This window comes from Nocardia albiluteola (assembly GCF_018860155.1).
Lineage (GTDB): Bacteria > Actinomycetota > Actinomycetes > Mycobacteriales > Mycobacteriaceae > Nocardia > Nocardia albiluteola.
In genome coordinates, this window is sequence record NZ_JAHKNI010000003.1 from 631997 (window position 1) to 647717 (window position 15721).

17 protein-coding genes and 2 pseudogenes are annotated in these 15721 nt (G+C 68.6%); 13 read left to right on the plus strand and 6 right to left on the minus strand.

The features are described 5' to 3' along the window. Positions 1-36: 36 nt before the first annotated feature. Positions 37-1524, minus strand: coding sequence for a UbiD family decarboxylase (locus KO481_RS12630; protein WP_215917223.1), 1488 nt, complete (start codon positions 1522-1524; stop codon positions 37-39). Positions 1525-1720: 196 nt separating this feature from the next. On the opposite strand from KO481_RS12630, the pseudogene KO481_RS44720 reads away from it, so the two are divergent. Next, positions 1721-1876, plus strand: a pseudogene (locus tag KO481_RS44720) (hypothetical protein); the annotation flags it as partial. A gap of 284 nt (positions 1877-2160) precedes the next feature. On the opposite strand, the gene KO481_RS12640 reads toward KO481_RS44720, so the two are convergent. Then, entirely contained in the window at positions 2161-3351 is a 1191-nt protein-coding gene (locus tag KO481_RS12640; protein ID WP_215917224.1) for a zinc-binding dehydrogenase, read from the minus strand. 226 nt (positions 3352-3577) lie between these two features. Here KO481_RS12640 and KO481_RS12645 point away from each other — a divergent pair, with 226 nt between their 5' ends. From KO481_RS12645 to KO481_RS12655, 3 genes are all read left to right on the plus strand, one after another. Further along, the gene (locus KO481_RS12645) at positions 3578-4063 is read left to right on the plus strand and encodes a hypothetical protein (RefSeq protein WP_215917225.1); all 486 of its coding nucleotides are present in this window, start codon (positions 3578-3580) and stop codon (positions 4061-4063) included. 353 nt (positions 4064-4416) lie between these two features. After that, positions 4417-5214 carry an HAD family hydrolase gene (locus KO481_RS12650; protein WP_215917226.1) on the plus strand — a complete coding sequence of 266 codons (798 nt, stop codon included), beginning with the start codon at positions 4417-4419 and terminating at the stop codon, positions 5212-5214. Positions 5215-5472: 258 nt separating this feature from the next. Next, positions 5473-6012 carry a DUF7144 family membrane protein gene (locus tag KO481_RS12655; protein ID WP_308166558.1) on the plus strand — a complete coding sequence of 180 codons (540 nt, stop codon included), beginning with the start codon at positions 5473-5475 and terminating at the stop codon, positions 6010-6012. 57 nt (positions 6013-6069) lie between these two features. On the opposite strand, the gene KO481_RS12660 is transcribed toward KO481_RS12655, so the two are convergent. After that, the gene (locus KO481_RS12660; protein WP_215917227.1) at positions 6070-6384 is read right to left on the minus strand and encodes an NIPSNAP family protein; all 315 of its coding nucleotides are present in this window, start codon (positions 6382-6384) and stop codon (positions 6070-6072) included. Positions 6385-6438: 54 nt separating this feature from the next. Further along, positions 6439-6621, minus strand: a pseudogene (locus KO481_RS42955) (MaoC/PaaZ C-terminal domain-containing protein); the annotation flags it as partial. Between the two features lie 241 nt (positions 6622-6862). Between KO481_RS42955 and KO481_RS12665 the strand changes: the two are divergent. Both KO481_RS12665 and KO481_RS12670 read left to right on the plus strand, forming a co-directional pair. Next, a complete protein-coding gene (locus KO481_RS12665; RefSeq protein ID WP_215917228.1) occupies positions 6863-7153 on the plus strand; it encodes a universal stress protein in 291 nt (96 codons plus the stop codon). A 29-nt stretch (positions 7154-7182) separates the two neighbouring features. Further along, positions 7183-7452, plus strand: coding sequence for a DUF1918 domain-containing protein (locus tag KO481_RS12670; RefSeq protein WP_215917229.1), 270 nt, complete (start codon positions 7183-7185; stop codon positions 7450-7452). Between the two features lie 90 nt (positions 7453-7542). Here the strand turns inward: KO481_RS12670 and KO481_RS12675 are convergent, their stop codons facing one another. Then, on the minus strand, positions 7543-8058 hold the full coding sequence (locus KO481_RS12675; RefSeq protein WP_215917230.1) for an adenosine-specific kinase: 516 nt from the start codon (positions 8056-8058) through the stop codon (positions 7543-7545). Between the two features lie 29 nt (positions 8059-8087). Continuing rightward, positions 8088-9008: a universal stress protein gene (locus KO481_RS12680; protein ID WP_308166559.1), complete on the minus strand. Its 921-nt coding sequence runs from the start codon at positions 9006-9008 to the stop codon at positions 8088-8090. Positions 9009-9256: 248 nt separating this feature from the next. Here KO481_RS12680 and KO481_RS12685 point away from each other — a divergent pair, with 248 nt between their 5' ends. The 7 genes from KO481_RS12685 to KO481_RS12715 all read left to right on the plus strand — a co-directional run bounded on the left by KO481_RS12685 (position 9257) and on the right by KO481_RS12715 (position 15700). Next, positions 9257-10033, plus strand: coding sequence for an SDR family oxidoreductase (locus KO481_RS12685; RefSeq protein ID WP_215917231.1), 777 nt, complete (start codon positions 9257-9259; stop codon positions 10031-10033). Next, positions 10020-11015 (plus strand): Acg family FMN-binding oxidoreductase, encoded by a 996-nt coding sequence (locus KO481_RS12690; protein ID WP_215917232.1) that lies wholly within the window; start codon positions 10020-10022, stop codon positions 11013-11015. The genes KO481_RS12685 and KO481_RS12690 overlap by 14 nt, the downstream gene beginning before the upstream one ends. A gap of 45 nt (positions 11016-11060) precedes the next feature. After that, positions 11061-11396, plus strand: a complete 336-nt coding sequence (locus KO481_RS12695; RefSeq protein WP_215917233.1) for a universal stress protein — start codon at positions 11061-11063, stop codon at positions 11394-11396. Beyond that, entirely contained in the window at positions 11393-12418 is a 1026-nt protein-coding gene (locus KO481_RS12700; RefSeq protein WP_372452006.1) for a zinc-dependent alcohol dehydrogenase family protein, read from the plus strand. The genes KO481_RS12695 and KO481_RS12700 overlap by 4 nt, the downstream gene beginning before the upstream one ends. A 173-nt stretch (positions 12419-12591) precedes the next feature. Then, positions 12592-13656, plus strand: coding sequence for a zinc-dependent alcohol dehydrogenase family protein (locus tag KO481_RS12705; protein ID WP_215917234.1), 1065 nt, complete (start codon positions 12592-12594; stop codon positions 13654-13656). Beyond that, positions 13653-14591 carry a universal stress protein gene (locus tag KO481_RS12710; RefSeq protein ID WP_215917235.1) on the plus strand — a complete coding sequence of 313 codons (939 nt, stop codon included), beginning with the start codon at positions 13653-13655 and terminating at the stop codon, positions 14589-14591. Before KO481_RS12705 ends, KO481_RS12710 begins: the two co-directional genes overlap by 4 nt. A gap of 140 nt (positions 14592-14731) precedes the next feature. Continuing rightward, positions 14732-15700, plus strand: coding sequence for an Acg family FMN-binding oxidoreductase (locus KO481_RS12715; RefSeq protein WP_215917236.1), 969 nt, complete (start codon positions 14732-14734; stop codon positions 15698-15700). Positions 15701-15721 lie beyond the last annotated feature (21 nt).

Here is a 15721-nt window from a genome sequence, read left to right on the forward strand (position 1 = left end):
GGAAAGTGATTCGCCGGAAGAGTGCGGCGGCAGATGTCAGCGGTAGCCGTAGGCGCGCCAGTTGTCGAGCACGTGTTGCTGCATCTGTGGTGTCCAGTTATGGGCGAAGTCTGCCGGAACCGGCTGCTCATCCGCAGCGAACCGGTCGGCGAGCAGGCAGTTGTACACAACTTTGGTCGAGTGGTAGCTCAGCCGTTCGTAGGCTTCGAGATAGATTGGAAGGATATTCTGCGGCTCGTTGTCGAAGTGGATCTCACTGTGCTCGGGATGGGCTCTGCTGGTAAAGGCCCAGATAACCTGGAGCGGGTCCGAGATGTCGATATCGTTTTCCACCACCAGCAATTTGGGAACGCCGAAGGCCAACTTGCCTGCGCCGAAGACCACCTCACCGATCCGCTGTGCGAATTCCCTGGAAGACAGGCCGGTGCGCGCATGCCAGTCGCGATCGACCGCGACGACCCACAAGTGGCATGCCGACTCCAATACACCCCAGCAGGCTGCGACCGGAAGCTCGGCCGAGCGCAACACGTGCAACATCTCCGCAGCGTGCGGCAAACCCCACCCGGTGTGATCCTCCTCCACCGGCGCCCCGGCCACCGCCACCGGAAGAATGGCGTCGTCGCGATACGTCACTGCGGTGACGTGCAGTACCGGCTGGGGTGCGGAACTGGCGCGATCGAGGTAGCCAGGGTACTCACCCATGGGGCCTTCCTCGAAGGTATCCGTATGTGACACATACCCTTCGATGACAATCTCGGCCGTGGCTGGGACAAGCAAGTCGACCGTCTCGGCACGCACCAACTCCAGAGGTTCGCCGAAGTACGCGCCGAGAAAATGGGATTCGTCCGCGCCCTCGGGCAGCGGCATACCGCCCACGTAGGGCAGGCCGGGCTCGACGCCGAGCGCGACCGCGATCGGCATGGGCGTACCCGCCTGCTCCCACCGAGCCTTGATGATCCCCAGGTGCTGCAGCGGAGGAATGAGGCACGCCAAACGGTTCCTGTCGACCAGCATCATTCGATTGATCGACCAATTCGTCCAGGACCCATCGGGTGTGCGGGCAATATTCATTCCCCAGGTCTGGATATAGCGACCGCCATCGCCATCATGGATGAGCGGGGTGGGAAACTTCAGCAAGTCCACGTCGGCGCCCAGCATGACGTTGTCCTTGCACGGCCCCGTCTCGACGATCTTCGGTGGAATCGGCTGCCTGGTCCGCGCATCGGCTAGCGCGGTCACGATGTCGGCACCACGCGCGGTGGCGGGAAGGCCGAGCGCCAACGCGATTCGGCTGAACGTCAGCCCCGGTTGCGCGGACAGGCCGCCCGGTGCCGCCAACACTCGCAACCCCTTATCGATCCCAGTGATCGAGCTGAACAGCGGTGCGGGCGCGCGCAATTCGTAGGAGCGCCGGGATACCGCCCCGATCTCCAGGTTCCAGTCCACCTTCTTCTCGATGGACTGTACTTCACCGATCTTGTCCAGCTCCACGATGAACTCACGCAAGCTGCGAAGATGTTTCACAACACCGTACCTCGGTTGACTGATATCACTGCATCAGAATGGCCCAGCAGCAGACGATGACAAGAGGACCGTTCGTGCCCGCCGGGGGACTATTCACGCCGGTCTTCGGACTGCATGGCAGCGGACAGGCTGCGGTCCGTGGTCGCACGCCGGCACGAACCGGTCAGACGACATCCAGTTCGATCGCCATGCTGCGTTGTGTCGACCAGCCGCGCAGTACGACACCGTCGGCGGCGGTCCGCACGCCTATCTCGCTGGCGAATGCCGCCTGCAGAGTGGTCATGTCGCCGAGATCATCTTCCATGGCAAGCCTAGTGTCCACGCACCCAAGACCCTGGTCGTCGAGGACGATGTCGACATCACCAATCTCGACGAGGTGGTTTGGGCGTTTGCGACCCGATCCCATCTCGACGTCTCTGGCAGAAGTACGGATACCGCTGATGCCATTTCGTCTGGTTGCACCCAGTCTTCTGGGCTGTATACGCCCACCCGCTTGCCAGGCGGCGCGGCGAGGGCCAAGACGATGAACGTGGCGATAGCGAGTCCGGTCGCCGTGCCCATGGACTGCCAGAGAACCGTTGGAGGCCAGCTAGGCGGTTCCGGCGTTCGGCGATGGGCCGTCGGCGCGGACCCCTTTCACCGGGCGTACGTGGACCGAAATTGCCCGCCGGACAGTCTGTTCCACGGTACGCGGCGGCGCGAAGGCTTCTCGTCCGGTGAGCGTCCAGGCACGATGAGCGCCTTGACGACTTCTTGCCGGGCGACGGCTTCGAGCGCGGATTGCGCCTGGTCCAGGGAGTACTCCCGGCTGATCAGCTCGGTCCACGGAAACAGGCCGGCGTATCGTGCCATCACCCGGACCGATCGCCACACGTGCCCGGCATCGCTGCCCCAGCACCCCCGCACGCACAGGTGCTTGCGGTTCAGATCCAGGTGCGGATTGAGCGAGGTGTCACCGGCGTCGGTGTACTGGCCCACCACGATGTATCGGCCCGCGTCCCGGGTCAGTCGCATCCCCTCGGGCACCGCGCCGGGTACGCCGGTCGCCTCGATGGTCACATCCGCTCCTCTGCCACCGGTCAGTGCACGGACCCGCTCGATCCGTTCCTCGGCGGTGCTCTCGCCGATATCGATGACGGTGTCCGCGCCGAACCGGCGCGCCGCGGCCAGGCGCACCTGCGGGCCGCCGATGACGATCACTCGGCCTGCGCCGCGTAGTTGCGCCAGCACCGCCGCGCACAACCCGACCGGCCCCGCGCCCTGCACCACGACGGTGTCCCCGAAACCGATCTCGCCGAGGGTGACTGCATGCAGGGCGGTGGGCATGCCGCAGCCGCCGGCGAGGAACGCGCGCCAGTCCAGTTCCTCCGGCAGCGGCACGATATGCACCCCCGGCGCGAGGTAGATGTATTCGCCCCAGCCACCGAACAATCCGTCGTCGGCGCACATCGTCACCCCATACACCTGGCGTTGCGGGCACCGCGTGCTGGCGTGCGCGACGGTGCAGTACCAGCAGCGACCGCAGGTGCCGTACACATCCAAGAAGGTAACGACCTGACCCAGTCGAACCGGCATGCCGTCCACATCACGCGGCGCCTCGCCCGGCCCGAGCGCGGCGACCTGTCCGACACTGACATGTCCGGGTGTGATCGGATACGGCACACCGGACAACTGGCCGTGCCACAGGTGCACATCGGTGCCGCACACCTCGCTGCCCAGCGTCCGCAACAGCACCCCGCCCGGCTCGACCTCCGGTAGCGGCGTGCTGCGCACCTGCAGGGGCGCTTCGGGTCCGGGCATGACGACGACGGAGATCGCTGCGCTCATCCGACCGAATGTACCGCCTCCGCATCCCCCTGCTTGCCCGAATCTCTTGGGCCCGAACGGCCATACGGCCGCAGGGAGTGCACTCTGGGCGAAGCGGCGCGCATTCATCGGTCGCAGCGTGACCGCGCGACTCCTGTTCGGCGCGGACCGTAACACCGTCGAGGGCGGGTCGATACTCCCAGTGCAACAAGACGTTACGTGTGACGTCCCGAACAAGGAGTGCGATGTGAAGCATCAACGCCTGACCCGTCTGGGCTCCTATGCCGCAGGCTTCGCGGTACTTGCCGCGACCACGGTCTCCATGGCAGCCACGGCCGCAGCTGACGACTGGATCCAGGTTTCGGGCACTGTGCAGTGCGTCAACCAGACCTACACGCTCACCGTGTCGGCATCGAAGATTCAGACCGGTATCTCGTCTTACTACTTCCTGGACGGCCCGAACCTCAACAGCGCGACCATGATCGGGAGCCAGCAGCCCATCCAGCACGGCCAGGACGCCACGGCATCGTGGACGCCCACCACCAGCGGCACCCACACCCTGTGGTGGCGCGGCATTCAGCCCGGTGGGGGCGGTGTCATCGGCCCCCAGAAGGTCAATGTGGTCGACCAGGCGCCCGCCGGGCAGAGCTGCACCCCGTCCACGGGCGGTGGCACCGGCAGCGCCGATTCCCTGCCGATCATCGGCCCGCTGCTGAGTCAGCTGGGCCTCTGACCGACGACTCGTACGAGCGTGCTCGGCTGTTCTGCCGGGCGCGCTCGTCAGCTCTGAGCGCGCACTCCTAGGTGGTCGAACCGCGCACCCGCCCGCCGCCCGGTGTCCGTCCGCATACGGTGACGGCGTGGGCGTGCCCGTGCACGGCCAGTTCCCGGCGTTCGCGGCGGTCGAGGTGCCGCCGGTGGACGATTGCGGCTGGGTGTGCCTGCACGGGCTCGCCGTACCCGCCGCGGAACCCGGAAAAACCGGGCGCCCGTTCCGCTGTTCGCCCGCTGTTTGCGGTGGTAGGACGGTAGTGAAGCGGTTCGATCGAGAAGACGAGTGGGGGTAGCCGAGAGCCGGGGACACCGATGACGCATCTCGACGATGGCGCGATTTCCGCCGGTGCCGGCGCGCATGCGGCACGGGCGGGCGGGGCGGGTTCTGGGGCGGTGGCGGCGGGCCTGTTCGAAGTCGACGGCGTCCTGACCGATACGCGCGACGCGCACCGCCGGGCATGGGCCGCGGTCTTCGATGTATATCTCGACTGCGTGGGGGGGCCGCGGGGGGCGGCGTTCACCGAGGCGGACTTCCGCCGGTATGTCGAGGGCCGTTCCGGGGGGGACGCGGTGCGGGGATTCATGGATTCCCGCGGTATCGAGCTACCCGAGGGCGAGCTCGGGGACCATGCGACGCGGTCGACCGTGCACGGGCTCAGCGAGAGCAAGGATCGTCTGCTGCTGTCGATCATCGAGCGCGAGGGTGTTCGCGCCTATCCGGACGCGGCCGGCCTGGTGGCAAGGGCCCGGGCGGCCGGATCGGCGGTTGTGGCGGTCGCACCGTCGACGACCGCGCGCGCGATACTGAGCGCCGCCGGTCTGGACGGCTGCCTCGACGCCTGCATTGATGCGATCGAGGTCCAATCGCGCCGACTGCGCGGTGAACCCGCACCGGACGCGTATCTGGCGGGTGCGGATGCGGTGGGCGTCGCTCCTTCCCGGTGCGCGGTTTTCGCGAACGCCGTTGGGGGGATAGCGGCCGGTCGTGGCGGCGGATTCGCTCTCGTCATCGGGGTCGATCGCATGCGGAGCGAGGTCCGCTCGGCGGAATTGCGGCGGGCCGGCGCCGACCGAGTCACCTCCGATCTGGCCGAACTACGTTGGCCATGACGGGGTTTCGATACGGCGATCAGATTCGGTTCGATGGTGCGGGCGTTCCGGTGGAGCCCGTGCGGCCGTGCTGCGCACGGAACTGGAACGCGATTTCCGGATCGCGTGAGCGCGTCGCACTCGAGGCCCGGCCTGGCGGACCTACTATTTCGCCTGGTGTCTCGGTGGAGTGGGCCGATCGCCTCTTGTGTCGGAACGACCGTGCGGGGTAGTGCGAGAACGAACACCTGGACGAATCATCGAACCGTAGGAGGAACCATGTCCGACCCGACAGCCGGGACCTCGGGTCCGGTGCCGCCGGCCGGTCCGAATATCGCATCGGACACCGACGCCGCGCGCAACGCCACGCCCGAGACCGAAACCGCTCCCCGCGGCCGTCATGCAGGTGCGCGGCCCGCTCGCGAGCAGGTTGCGGCAATGGGCACGATCGCGGCCGCGGTGCTGCTGATCGCCGCCGGGGCCGTGCAGATCCTGGAGGGCATCTCGGCGGTCGAGGCCGACGCCATCGTCGTGGTCGGCCCCCAGTACACGTATCAGTGGAACGCCACCGGCTGGGGGGTGATCCACATCGTGATCGGGGCTCTGCTCGTACTCGTTGCCGCCGCCTTATTCACCGGACGGACCTGGGCCCGGGCCACCGCGATCGTGCTCGCCGCGTTCTCGATCGTGGCGAACTTCCTGTGGCTGCCCCACAATCCGTGGTGGTCGGTCCTGATCATCGCGCTCGACGCATTCCTGATCTGGGCCGTGGCGACCTGGCACCAGCCTGGCCCCGGCGCCGCGGCGCACACCCCGTGATGAGCGGCGCGCCCCGGCCGGCCCGCGGGGTGCCCGTGGCCGTACGGGCGCCGCCCTCTATCCATCCGACTCGAGGAATGGGCGCATGAACGAGCGCTCGTACCGCAGCACGCACCCACTCTCGTCGCGAATGCGGTCGGCGGCTATGAATTCGGGGTCGACGCCGAAAAGCTGCCGGTACTGCTCATACGCTGCGAAGCTGGGAAAGCTGAACAGTGCCAGCGCCTTATCGCTCGCCCCTTCCGAAGGCATGAAGTATCCGTGGTGACGACCGCCGTGTTTGTTGACCAGGCGAATCCATTCCGCAGCGAACTCCTCGAACGCTTCGATCTTGCCGGGGTCGATGGTGTAGTCGACGACGCAGGTAATCATGTGAACTCTTCCGGGGTCTAGGAAATACAGCCGAGGTCGCTGAGTCTGCCGCTACAGCCGGACCTTCGATCCAGCGGGGACGGGGGCCGGGAAGCGGACCTTCTTCAGGCCGTAATTGACTGCCATGCCGCGGTTTTCGATGATGAGTAGCTGCGATCAGAGTGGAATGAGCAGCGACAGGGTCAGGTAGCCGTGGGCGATGGTGCCGCCGAACGGGCCCGCCTCGGCGCGAGTAGGCGCCGGCGCCTGCCCGGAGCCGCCGAGGCGGCGGCGCTGTATGGCGAGTGAGTGCGAACAGAATCGCTCAGCAGCACGGCCGGTCGGGGACGCGACCGGGGGGCGGCCGCTACGACGCGGGCTGGTGTGCCCGGAGCGTCGGGTCATTCGGCCCTGTGGATGCGGCGGGGCCGGGGTGAGGCTGGGAGCACGGACATCGTCCGGTGGGCCGGATGGTGAAGAATTGATCGAGGTATCGGTAATGAGTGCCCAATTCCGCGATGATGCACGTCATCTGGCGACCGCGCCCGTCATGGTCGGTGTCGACGGCTCCGAGCCCGCCGCGGCCGCCGTGGCGTGGGCGGCGGAAACCGCGGCGCACCGCGGCCGGGAGCTGCGGATCGTGCACGGTATGGATCTGCAGCATGCCCGGTGCCCGGTGATGGTCGTGCACGATAACAGCGGATCGCAGTCGTTGGCCGGGGCCCGAGGACCCGAACGTGGCCGACACGCGGCCCTACTGGCCGAAGAGCGGCGCGGCGACTATATGTGATCGGCACCCGGCACGAGAAGGAGGTAATGATGCATGCCGAATCCGGAGACTGGCTCGTGGTGGAGGGGCGATCCATCGGCCAGGGCGTACGGCGCGGCCTGATCGAGGAAGTCCACGGTCAGGATGGCGCACCGCCGTATCTGGTGCATTGGAGCGATACCGGGCATCGGGCGCTGACCTTCCCCGGCCCGGACAGCTATGTCTTGTCCGCCGACGCACTCCGCGCTCAGGAAGAGGTTGCGACGGCACGGTTTTCGTCGATGCAGCACACCCCGGAGCCGCATGGTCCGGCGGAGTAATTCCCGGTCGTCCGGCGGTCACGCCGGTCGCCGGGCTGATATCGCGGTAGGCCGGCGGAACCGAGGCGCCGGGTAGTCTCGGTGCATCGTTCAGAGTTTGTAGCCGATAACGCGTAACAGCCGCTTGCGGTCGTCCTGGTCCTCGAGAGTCTCCGCACCGAGCGGTGGCTGTCCGTCGATCACCCCGATGATGCCGCGGCCGCAATCAGTCTGGGCGATGAGCACCTGAACCGTATTCGAGGTGGCACAGAAGATCCCGCAGACCTCGGGCACGTGCCGGATCGCGTTGAGCACGTTCACCGGATAACCCTCGCGCAGGAACACGACGAACGCGTGGCCTGCCGCGATCGCCATGGCGTTTCGCGTCGCGAGCGCAACCAAGTCGGCATCGTTGCCGGAGTGCCGGACCAGTCGTGGACCCGACGCTTCACAGAATGCCACGCCGAACCGGAGGTGTGGTCCGGCCCCGGCAAGCGCCTCGTGCAGGTCCTCGATGGTCTTGATGAAGTGGGCCTGGCCGATGATCACGTTGAGGTCGTCATCCTTGTCGATGCGCACCGCTGTCAGTTCGACATCGGGCCGTGCCGTTGGTTCCGCCGAGTTCATTCGCTCCTCCTCGCGTTGGACTCTTCCGCCTATTTCTCGGCCTCGTGAACGACCATCACCGGGCAATAAGCGTGCTGCACAAGATAATTCGAGGTCGATCCGAACAGCAGTCCGCGGAAGCCGCCGCGACCACGACTGCCGACGACCAGCAGTTGGGCCGTGTTCGACCATTCCCGCAGGCGTTGCCCGGGCGCAGACAGATATGTCTGGCGCACGATCGGGACGTCGGGGTATTTCTCCTGCCAGCCCGCCAGTCGTTCGGCGAGTATCGCCGTCTCGGCCTCAGTGGCGGCGTCGGGCAGCGGCGCGACCATCCCGGCGAACTGGCCGAAATCCCAGTCGGAGTACGCATGGACGGCCACGAGCTCGGTGTCGCGTTCGGCCGCCTCGGCGAATGCGGCGGCGATCGCGGGCTCGCTGACGGGGCTGCCGTCGATGCCGACGACCACCGGGCCGCCGGCGCGATCGGCCTCGGAGTAGCCGTCGGGGACGACGATCACCGCGCCATGCGAGTGCGCGGTCACCGCCAGCAGCGTCGAGCCCAGATGTTCCAGGGTGCCGGCGGAGCCGGTCGAGCCCAGCACGACCGCGTACGCCCCGGCGCTGTGGTAGACGAGCAGAGTGGCCGGACTCTCGCCGGCCGTCAGGGTCGCTACCCGCACGTCGGGCGCGGTGCGACGGGCCAGCTGCTCGGCCTGCTCGACGACGGCGGCGCCGCGGGTGCGGGCGGCGTCGATGACGTCCTGCTGCCATACCGCGTACGGACCGGTCAGCGCGGAATCGCCGACCAGCCCCATTCCGTGCACGATCAGCAGTTCACGGCCGTGGCCCGCGGCGTAGCCGGCCGCCCAGCGCACCGCGGTGTCCGAACCTCGTGAGCCGTCGACGCCTACGATCACCTGCGCCGATACCGATTGGCGGGGATCGGTCTCGTCGTCCTGCGATGTCACCACGACCTCCCAAGATGTGGTCCCGGCCGCAGGGATTGCACGGTCGGTGGTTGCCACGGTAGGCACCGCCGCGGGCATTGCGATGCTGCCGATCGTCACGGGGGGCAGGGCAATACGGCCATCGGGCCGGTAGATGACTCGATGGTTCCCGACGACCCGGTTCCCGGTGACATTCGGCCGTCTCGCCTGCGTGCCCCGGCGCGCAATTCTGAACACGAGCATCCGAGAGCACCGAAAGGGTATGTGTCGTGAGTGAATTCGCGGGCAGAAGCGCGATCGTCACCGGAGGCGCGCGAGGCATCGGTGCCGCGGTGGCGGCCGCGCTGGCCAAGGAACAGCTGGGCGTGATGATCGCGGACCTGCTCGAGCCCGACGGGACGGCGGTCGCCGCGGCCCTGGGCCCCCGCGCCGCCTTCCGTCATCTGGATGTGACCGACGAACACGAGTGGCAGCGGGTGATCGACGCCGCTGAGGCGGAGTTCGGGCCGCTGGCGGTCCTGGTCAACAACGCCGGAATCGTGGACTTCGGCACTATCGAATCCGAACGGCCCGGACTGTTCCGGCATGTGATCGACGTCGACCTGTACGGCGCATGGCTGGGGATGCACAACGCCGTGCCCCGCATGCGGGTCGCGGGCGGCGGGGTGATCGTCAATGTCTCCTCGACCGCCGGGCTGACCGGCTACGCCGGGATCAGCGGATATGTCGCCGCCAAGTGGGGGCTGCGCGGGCTGACCAAGGCCGCGGCGCTCGAGCTGGGTGCGGCGAACGTGCGGGTGTGCTCGGTGCATCCCGGGCCCATCCACACCGCGATGACCGCGGAGATGGACGAATCCGTCACCGCCGCACAACCGCTGCCGCGATTCGGCGAACCGGAGGAGGTGGCGGCCATGGTGCGGTTCATCGTCACCGAGGCGACGTTCTCCACCGGTTCGGAGTTCGTCCTGGACGGCGGCGCCACCGCGGGCCAATTCCTCGTCCTGCCCGGCGGGAATGAGGGGAGTTCCGGCGATGCCGAGCCATGAGCCCGATCACGATACCGTCCGCGCCGCCCTGGCGCTGGCCGTGCGGGCGCCCTCGGTGCACAACACCCAGCCCTGGCTGTGGCGCCTGGGCGATGAGACCCTACACCTGTACGCCGACCGGAGCCGGCAGCTGCCGCACACCGATCCCGATGGGCGCGATCTGATCGTGAGTTGCGGTGCGGCCCTGCATCATCTGCGCGTCGCGATGCGGGCGTCCGGCTGGGAGACCGTGGTGCACCGGCTGCCGAATCCGGGCGATCCCGATCACCTGGCCGCGATCGAATTCGCCCCCGGCACACCGACGGTCGAGGCGGCGCGGCTGGCGCGGGCGATGTCCCGGCGGTGCAGCGACCGCCGCCGGTTCACCTCGTGGGAGGTTCCGCAGGCATATCTGGAGACCCTCGCGGCCGCGGCGGGAGCACACGGGGTGTTCGTGAGCGCCGTCGAATCCGGTTACGCCCGAACGCAGTTGATGCGCGCCTTCGAGGACGCCGCGCGAGTTCACGCGCGCGATTCGTCCTACGGCGCCGAGCTGGCGCGGTGGAGCGGGCACCATGCCGCGCCGCAGGGCGTTCCATCCCGCAGCGCGGTCGTGGCCACCGACGTGACCACGCGGCCCTTCGCCGATCCCGGTCTGCCGCAGGAGGTGCTGCACGATACCGATGCCGCGGAGCGGCTGGTGGTGCTGACGACCACGGGGGACGACCTGTTGTCGCGGTTGCGCGCCGGTGAGGGCGCCAGCGCGGTGCTACTGACGGCGACGGTGCTCGGACTGGCCGGCTGCCCGCTGAGCGAGCCGCTCGAGGTTCCCGAGACTCGAGTGCGGATCCGCCGCGATGTGTTGCAGGACAGTGGTTCTCCGCAATTGATCATCCGGATCGGTTGGGCCGCAATGAGTGCCGGACCGCTGTTGCCGACCCCGCGACGCCCGGTCTCGGAGGTCCTGCTGCCGTTGCCCGACGAGCAGGGCGAGGAGGTCTGAGCGATGGTGAGCGCGCCGCCGTCGAGGGCGCTGCGGGCGAGTCTCATGACGGAAGAATCCGCACCGAATGAGCGGAAGGCGCCGATCGTCGCCGCGGTCGACGGCTCGATCGTGGCCTACCACGTGGCCGCCTGGGCCGCTGCCGAGGCCATCTGGCATGGATGGACCCCCGAGCCCGCCATTCCGTATCTCATCGCGTGGTCGCGTCCCGCCCGGATGGTCGTGGTCGGCAGCCGCGGGCCGGGTGCCCTGCGGCGCGGACTGCTCGGCTCGGTGAGCGAGGCGGTCACCCATCACGCGCAGTGCCCCGTTGCCGTGGTGCACCGGTCGGTCACCGATCCGGTGTCGGCGGTCCAGTCGAACGAGAGGATCCGATCGTGACCGGCGCGATGCTGCGGGCGTGGGCCGTGGACCGGCCGGGGCCCATCGGGTCGAATCCGCTGATCCGGGTCGAGCGGGCGATTCCGCAGCCCGGCCCCGGACAGGTGCGGGTGCACGTGCGAGTGTGCGGGGTGTGCCGGACCGATCTTCACCTCGCGGAAGGGGACCTCGAGCCCAGGCGCCATCTCGTCGTTCCTGGTCACGAGGTGGTGGGCATCGTTGATCGTGTCGGGGAGGGGTGCTTCCGGTTCGGCGAGGGTGACCGGATCGGGGTGCCGTGGCTCGCCCGGACGTGCGGTCGCTGCCGGTTCTGTATCGCCGGGAGGGAGAATCTCTGTCTCGCCCCGCTGTTCCGGGGGTGGGACCTGGACGGGGGATACGCCGAGTACGTGGTCGTCGACGAGGCGTTCGGTTACGCGATACCGGACGCCTTCTGTGACAACGAGGCCGCCCCGCTGTTGTGCGCCGGAATAATCGGCTACCGTGCGCTGCGTCGTGCACAGCTTCCGCCGGGGGGCAGGCTCGGGATCTACGGGTTCGGCGGATCCGCCCATATCACCGCCCAGGTCGCTATCGCCGAGGGCGCCGAGGTCCACGTTCTCACCCGTTCGCAGGAGGCCCGGGACCTCGCTCTCACGCTCGGTGTGGCCAGTGTCGGTGGTGCGGCTGATCCTCCTCCCGAACGACTCGACGCGGCCATCATGTTCGCGCCGGTCGGTACCTTGGTGCCGCCTGCCCTGGAGGCTCTCGATCGCGGGGGCTGTCTCGCGATTGCCGGCATCCATCTCACCGACATTCCCGCGATCAACTACGAGCGTCACCTCTTCCAGGAGCGGACCGTCCGGAGCGTGACCGCGAACACCAGGCAGGACGGGATCGAGTTCATGGAGCTCGCCGCTCGTATTCCGGTACGAGTCTCCGCGACGCCGTATCCGATGGACCGTGCGAACGAGGCGCTCGCCGACCTGGCCGGCGACCGGGTCAACGGCGCCGCCGTGCTCGTGAACGACCGGGCGGTGTGAGGCCGGCGACTCGCCCGCGGTAGGTGCGGAAAGGGCCGAAGCCTTCCCGAGGTCCGGCTGCTGTGCTCGCGCCGGTGGGCCTTTCGGCACTGTGGGGCCGGGAACGGCCGAACAAGGCTGGGACGTAAGCGTCATCCGGTGCGTGGGATGGTGACGGTTCCTCGGGAGCAACTATGCATGCGATGGTTTATCACGGGCCCGGCAGCTCGGCGTGGGAGCAAGTGCCCGACCCGGTGATCCAGGCGGACACCGATGCGATCGTGCGGGTGGACGCGGTGACGATCTGCGGCACCGACCTGCATATCCTCAAAGGTGATGTGCCGGAGGTGAATCCGGGACGGATCCTCGGTCACGAGGCGGTCGGCATGATTGTCGAGGCCGGCGGTGGAGTGCATGCCCGCCGGGTCGGGGAGCACGTGCTGATCTCGTGTGTCAGCGCGTGCGGCGTCTGCCGGTTCTGCCGGGAGGGCCGCTACGGGCGGTGCCTGGGCGGTGGGGGGTGGATTCTCGGGCATCTGATCGACGGCACGCAGGCCGAGCGGGTGCGGGTGCCGTTCGCTGACCTGTCGCTGTACCCGATCCCGGCCGGGGTGTCCGACGAGCAGATGCTGATGCTGGCCGACATCCTGCCGACCAGCCATGAGGTGGGGGTGCGCAACGGGCGGGTGCGGCCCGGCGACGTGGTGGTGATCATCGGGGCCGGGCCGATCGGGCTGGCCGCGGTGATAACCGCCCAGTTGTACTCGCCGGGCCGCATCGTCGTCGTCGACAAGGTCGACGGCCGGCTCGAGGCAGCGCGCAAGCTCGGCGCGGACGTGACGCTCAACAATGGCCGGGACGATGTCGCCGCCGAAATAGCCGCTCTCACCGGCGGATTGGGGGCCGATGTCACGATGGAGGCGGTCGGCGTTCCCGAAACCTTCGAACTGGCCGTGGATCTGGTGCGTCCGGGCGGGCACGTGGCCAATATCGGCGTACACGGCGCGCCCGCGACGCTGCACCTGGAGCGGATCTGGATCCGCGATCTCACGATCAGCACCGGGCTCGTCGACACCAATTCGATCCCGATGCTGATCGAGCTGATCCGCAGTGGCCGGCTGGACTCGTCGGGGCTGGTCACCCACCGCTTCGGCATGAGCGAATTCCCACTCGCCTACGAGGTTTTCGAGCATCCCGGCGACTCGGGCGCGTTGAAGGTCGTGCTGTTCCGGAACGAGGAGACCGGGAGCGAATCATGAGCACCCACCACAGCGACGATGTGCGTCATCTGGCATCCGCGCCGATCGTGGTCGGCGTGGACGGGTCCGCGGCCGCGGACGCTGCCGTGGCCTGGGCCGCCGAGACGGCGGAGCGCCGCGGCAGGACCCTGTGCATCGTGCACGGGATGAACCTCGCGGGCATGACGCGGACGCTCGAGCCATACGACCTGCTGGAGCCGCCGGTACTCGAGGCGGTGCGGGCCCGGGCCGGTGCCCTGGTGGAGCGGGCCGCGCAGCGGGCGCTCGCGGCGGCGCCCGGAGTGCGCGTGCAGACGGAGGTATCGGCCGCGGATGCGGTGCGACTGCTGCTGCGGTATGGGTCGACGGCCTATCTGATGGTGCTGGGCGCCTCGGGCGCCGGTGGCCTGGCCGCACACCTGGGCTCGACAGTACTGTCGGTCAGCTGCCGCGCCGAGGGCGTGGTGGTGGTCGTGCGACCGCACTCCGACCCCGGCCGGCGGGTGCGGCGCGAGGGGCCGGTCGTGGTCGGCGTGGACGGCGGGCCGGTGAGCGAGGCCGCCATCGGTGCGGCATTCGAGGAGGCGACCGAGCGGTGCGCGGAGCTGGTGGCGGTGCACGTGTGGGACGACGCGAAGTTCGGGCACTACGCCGGCAACCCCTATCTGGTGTTCCCCACGCCCGAGATCGAGGTGACCGAGCAGGCGTTGCTGGCCGAGCGGCTGGCGGGGTGGCAGGAGAAGTACCCCGACGTGCTGGTGAATCGCCGGGTGTATCCCTCGGACCCCGTGCGGACGCTGCTGGCGTGGTCGGGGTCCGCGCAGCTGGTGGTCGTGGGCAGCCGCGGCCACGGCTGGATCCGCGGTGCCCTGCTCGGGTCGACATCGAATGCTCTTGTCCAGCACGCGAATTGCCCGGTGATGGTCGTGCACCCCGACGAGCGGAGCGAGTCGTGACCGGCGCGCCGGTCACGGTACCGGCCGGGACCGGGGAACTGATCGCGGACGTGGACGCGTGGTGGCGGGCGGCGAACTATCTGGCGGCGGGACAAATCTCTTCCTGGTGATTCCAGGCGAATCCTGATCGGAGACGAGCAATGTCGACTATTCACCCCGACATCGGGACCGTGCGGGCGGCGCTGGAACTGGCGATTCGCGCGCCCTCGGTGCACAACACACAGCCGTGGCTGTGGCGCGTCGGGGGCAGCGCCGTGCACCTGTACGCCGACACGACGCGGTGGCTCTCGCACACCGACCCCGACCAGCGCGACCTGCTGATCAGCTGTGGTGCGGCACTGCATCATCTGTGCGTCGCGGCGCGGGCGCTGGGCTGGGAGACCACGGTGCACCGGTTGCCGAACCCGGCCGACCCCGAGCACCTGGCGGCCGTCGAATTCCGGGCGGCGACGCCGGATACGCAGGAGCCGGGACTGGCGCGGGCTATCACGCGGCGCCGCACCGACGGCCGTCGCTTCACCTCGTGCGAGGTTCACCCGACCCAGCTGGACAAGCTCACCGCGGTCGGGCGTGCGTACGGCGTGCAGGTGCACGACATCGAACACGGCGGCGAGCGAACCGAACTGCTGCACGCGTTCGAGTGGGCGGCCCGCGAGCACGCGGCCGACTTCGGTTACGGCGTGGAGCTGTCCCAGTGGAGCGGCCGGCACGCCGCGCCCGCGGAGGTTTCCGCGCGCAGCGCCGTCGCGTCGATGGACGACACCGTGCGCCCGTTCTCCAATCCCGGTCTGCCGGAGGCGGTGGTCCGCGACATCGACGTGGCCGAGCGGATGCTGGTGTTGAGCACCTCCGGCGACGATCGGACCTCACGGCTGCGGACCGGGGAGGCTATGAGCGCGGTGCTGCTCACCGCGACCGAGATGGGCCTGGCCACCTGCGCGCTGTCCGAGCCGCTGGAGGTCGCGGACGCGCGCGCGGCGATTCGCACGGATGTGCTGGGAGACAGCGGATTTCCGCAGATGATCATCCGGCTCGGCTGGGCCGCGCCGAGCGCCGATCCGGTGCCCGCCACGTCCCGGCGACCGCTGGACGAGGTGGTGAAGCCGTAATGATCGGTCACTCCGGGAACA

Excerpts from the sequence above, each read along its gene's own strand:
- KO481_RS12640 (WP_215917224.1), bottom strand. The coding sequence starts at position 3,351 with ATGAGCGCAGCGATCTCCGTCGTCGTCATGCCCGGACCCGAAGCGCCC.
- KO481_RS12705 (WP_215917234.1), top strand. The coding sequence starts at position 12,592 with ATGCATGCGATGGTTTATCACGGGCCCGGCAGCTCGGCGTGGGAGCAA.
- KO481_RS12675 (WP_215917230.1), bottom strand. The coding sequence starts at position 8,058 with ATGAACTCGGCGGAACCAACGGCACGGCCCGATGTCGAACTGACAGCG.
- KO481_RS12715 (WP_215917236.1), top strand. The coding sequence starts at position 14,732 with ATGTCGACTATTCACCCCGACATCGGGACCGTGCGGGCGGCGCTGGAA.
- KO481_RS12650 (WP_215917226.1), top strand. The coding sequence starts at position 4,417 with ATGACGCATCTCGACGATGGCGCGATTTCCGCCGGTGCCGGCGCGCAT.
- KO481_RS12710 (WP_215917235.1), top strand. The coding sequence starts at position 13,653 with ATGAGCACCCACCACAGCGACGATGTGCGTCATCTGGCATCCGCGCCG.
- KO481_RS12665 (WP_215917228.1), top strand. The coding sequence starts at position 6,863 with ATGAGTGCCCAATTCCGCGATGATGCACGTCATCTGGCGACCGCGCCC.
- KO481_RS12695 (WP_215917233.1), top strand. The coding sequence starts at position 11,061 with ATGACGGAAGAATCCGCACCGAATGAGCGGAAGGCGCCGATCGTCGCC.
- KO481_RS12660 (WP_215917227.1), bottom strand. The coding sequence starts at position 6,384 with ATGATTACCTGCGTCGTCGACTACACCATCGACCCCGGCAAGATCGAA.
- KO481_RS12670 (WP_215917229.1), top strand. The coding sequence starts at position 7,183 with ATGCATGCCGAATCCGGAGACTGGCTCGTGGTGGAGGGGCGATCCATC.
- KO481_RS12655 (WP_308166558.1), top strand. The coding sequence starts at position 5,473 with ATGTCCGACCCGACAGCCGGGACCTCGGGTCCGGTGCCGCCGGCCGGT.
- KO481_RS12690 (WP_215917232.1), top strand. The coding sequence starts at position 10,020 with ATGCCGAGCCATGAGCCCGATCACGATACCGTCCGCGCCGCCCTGGCG.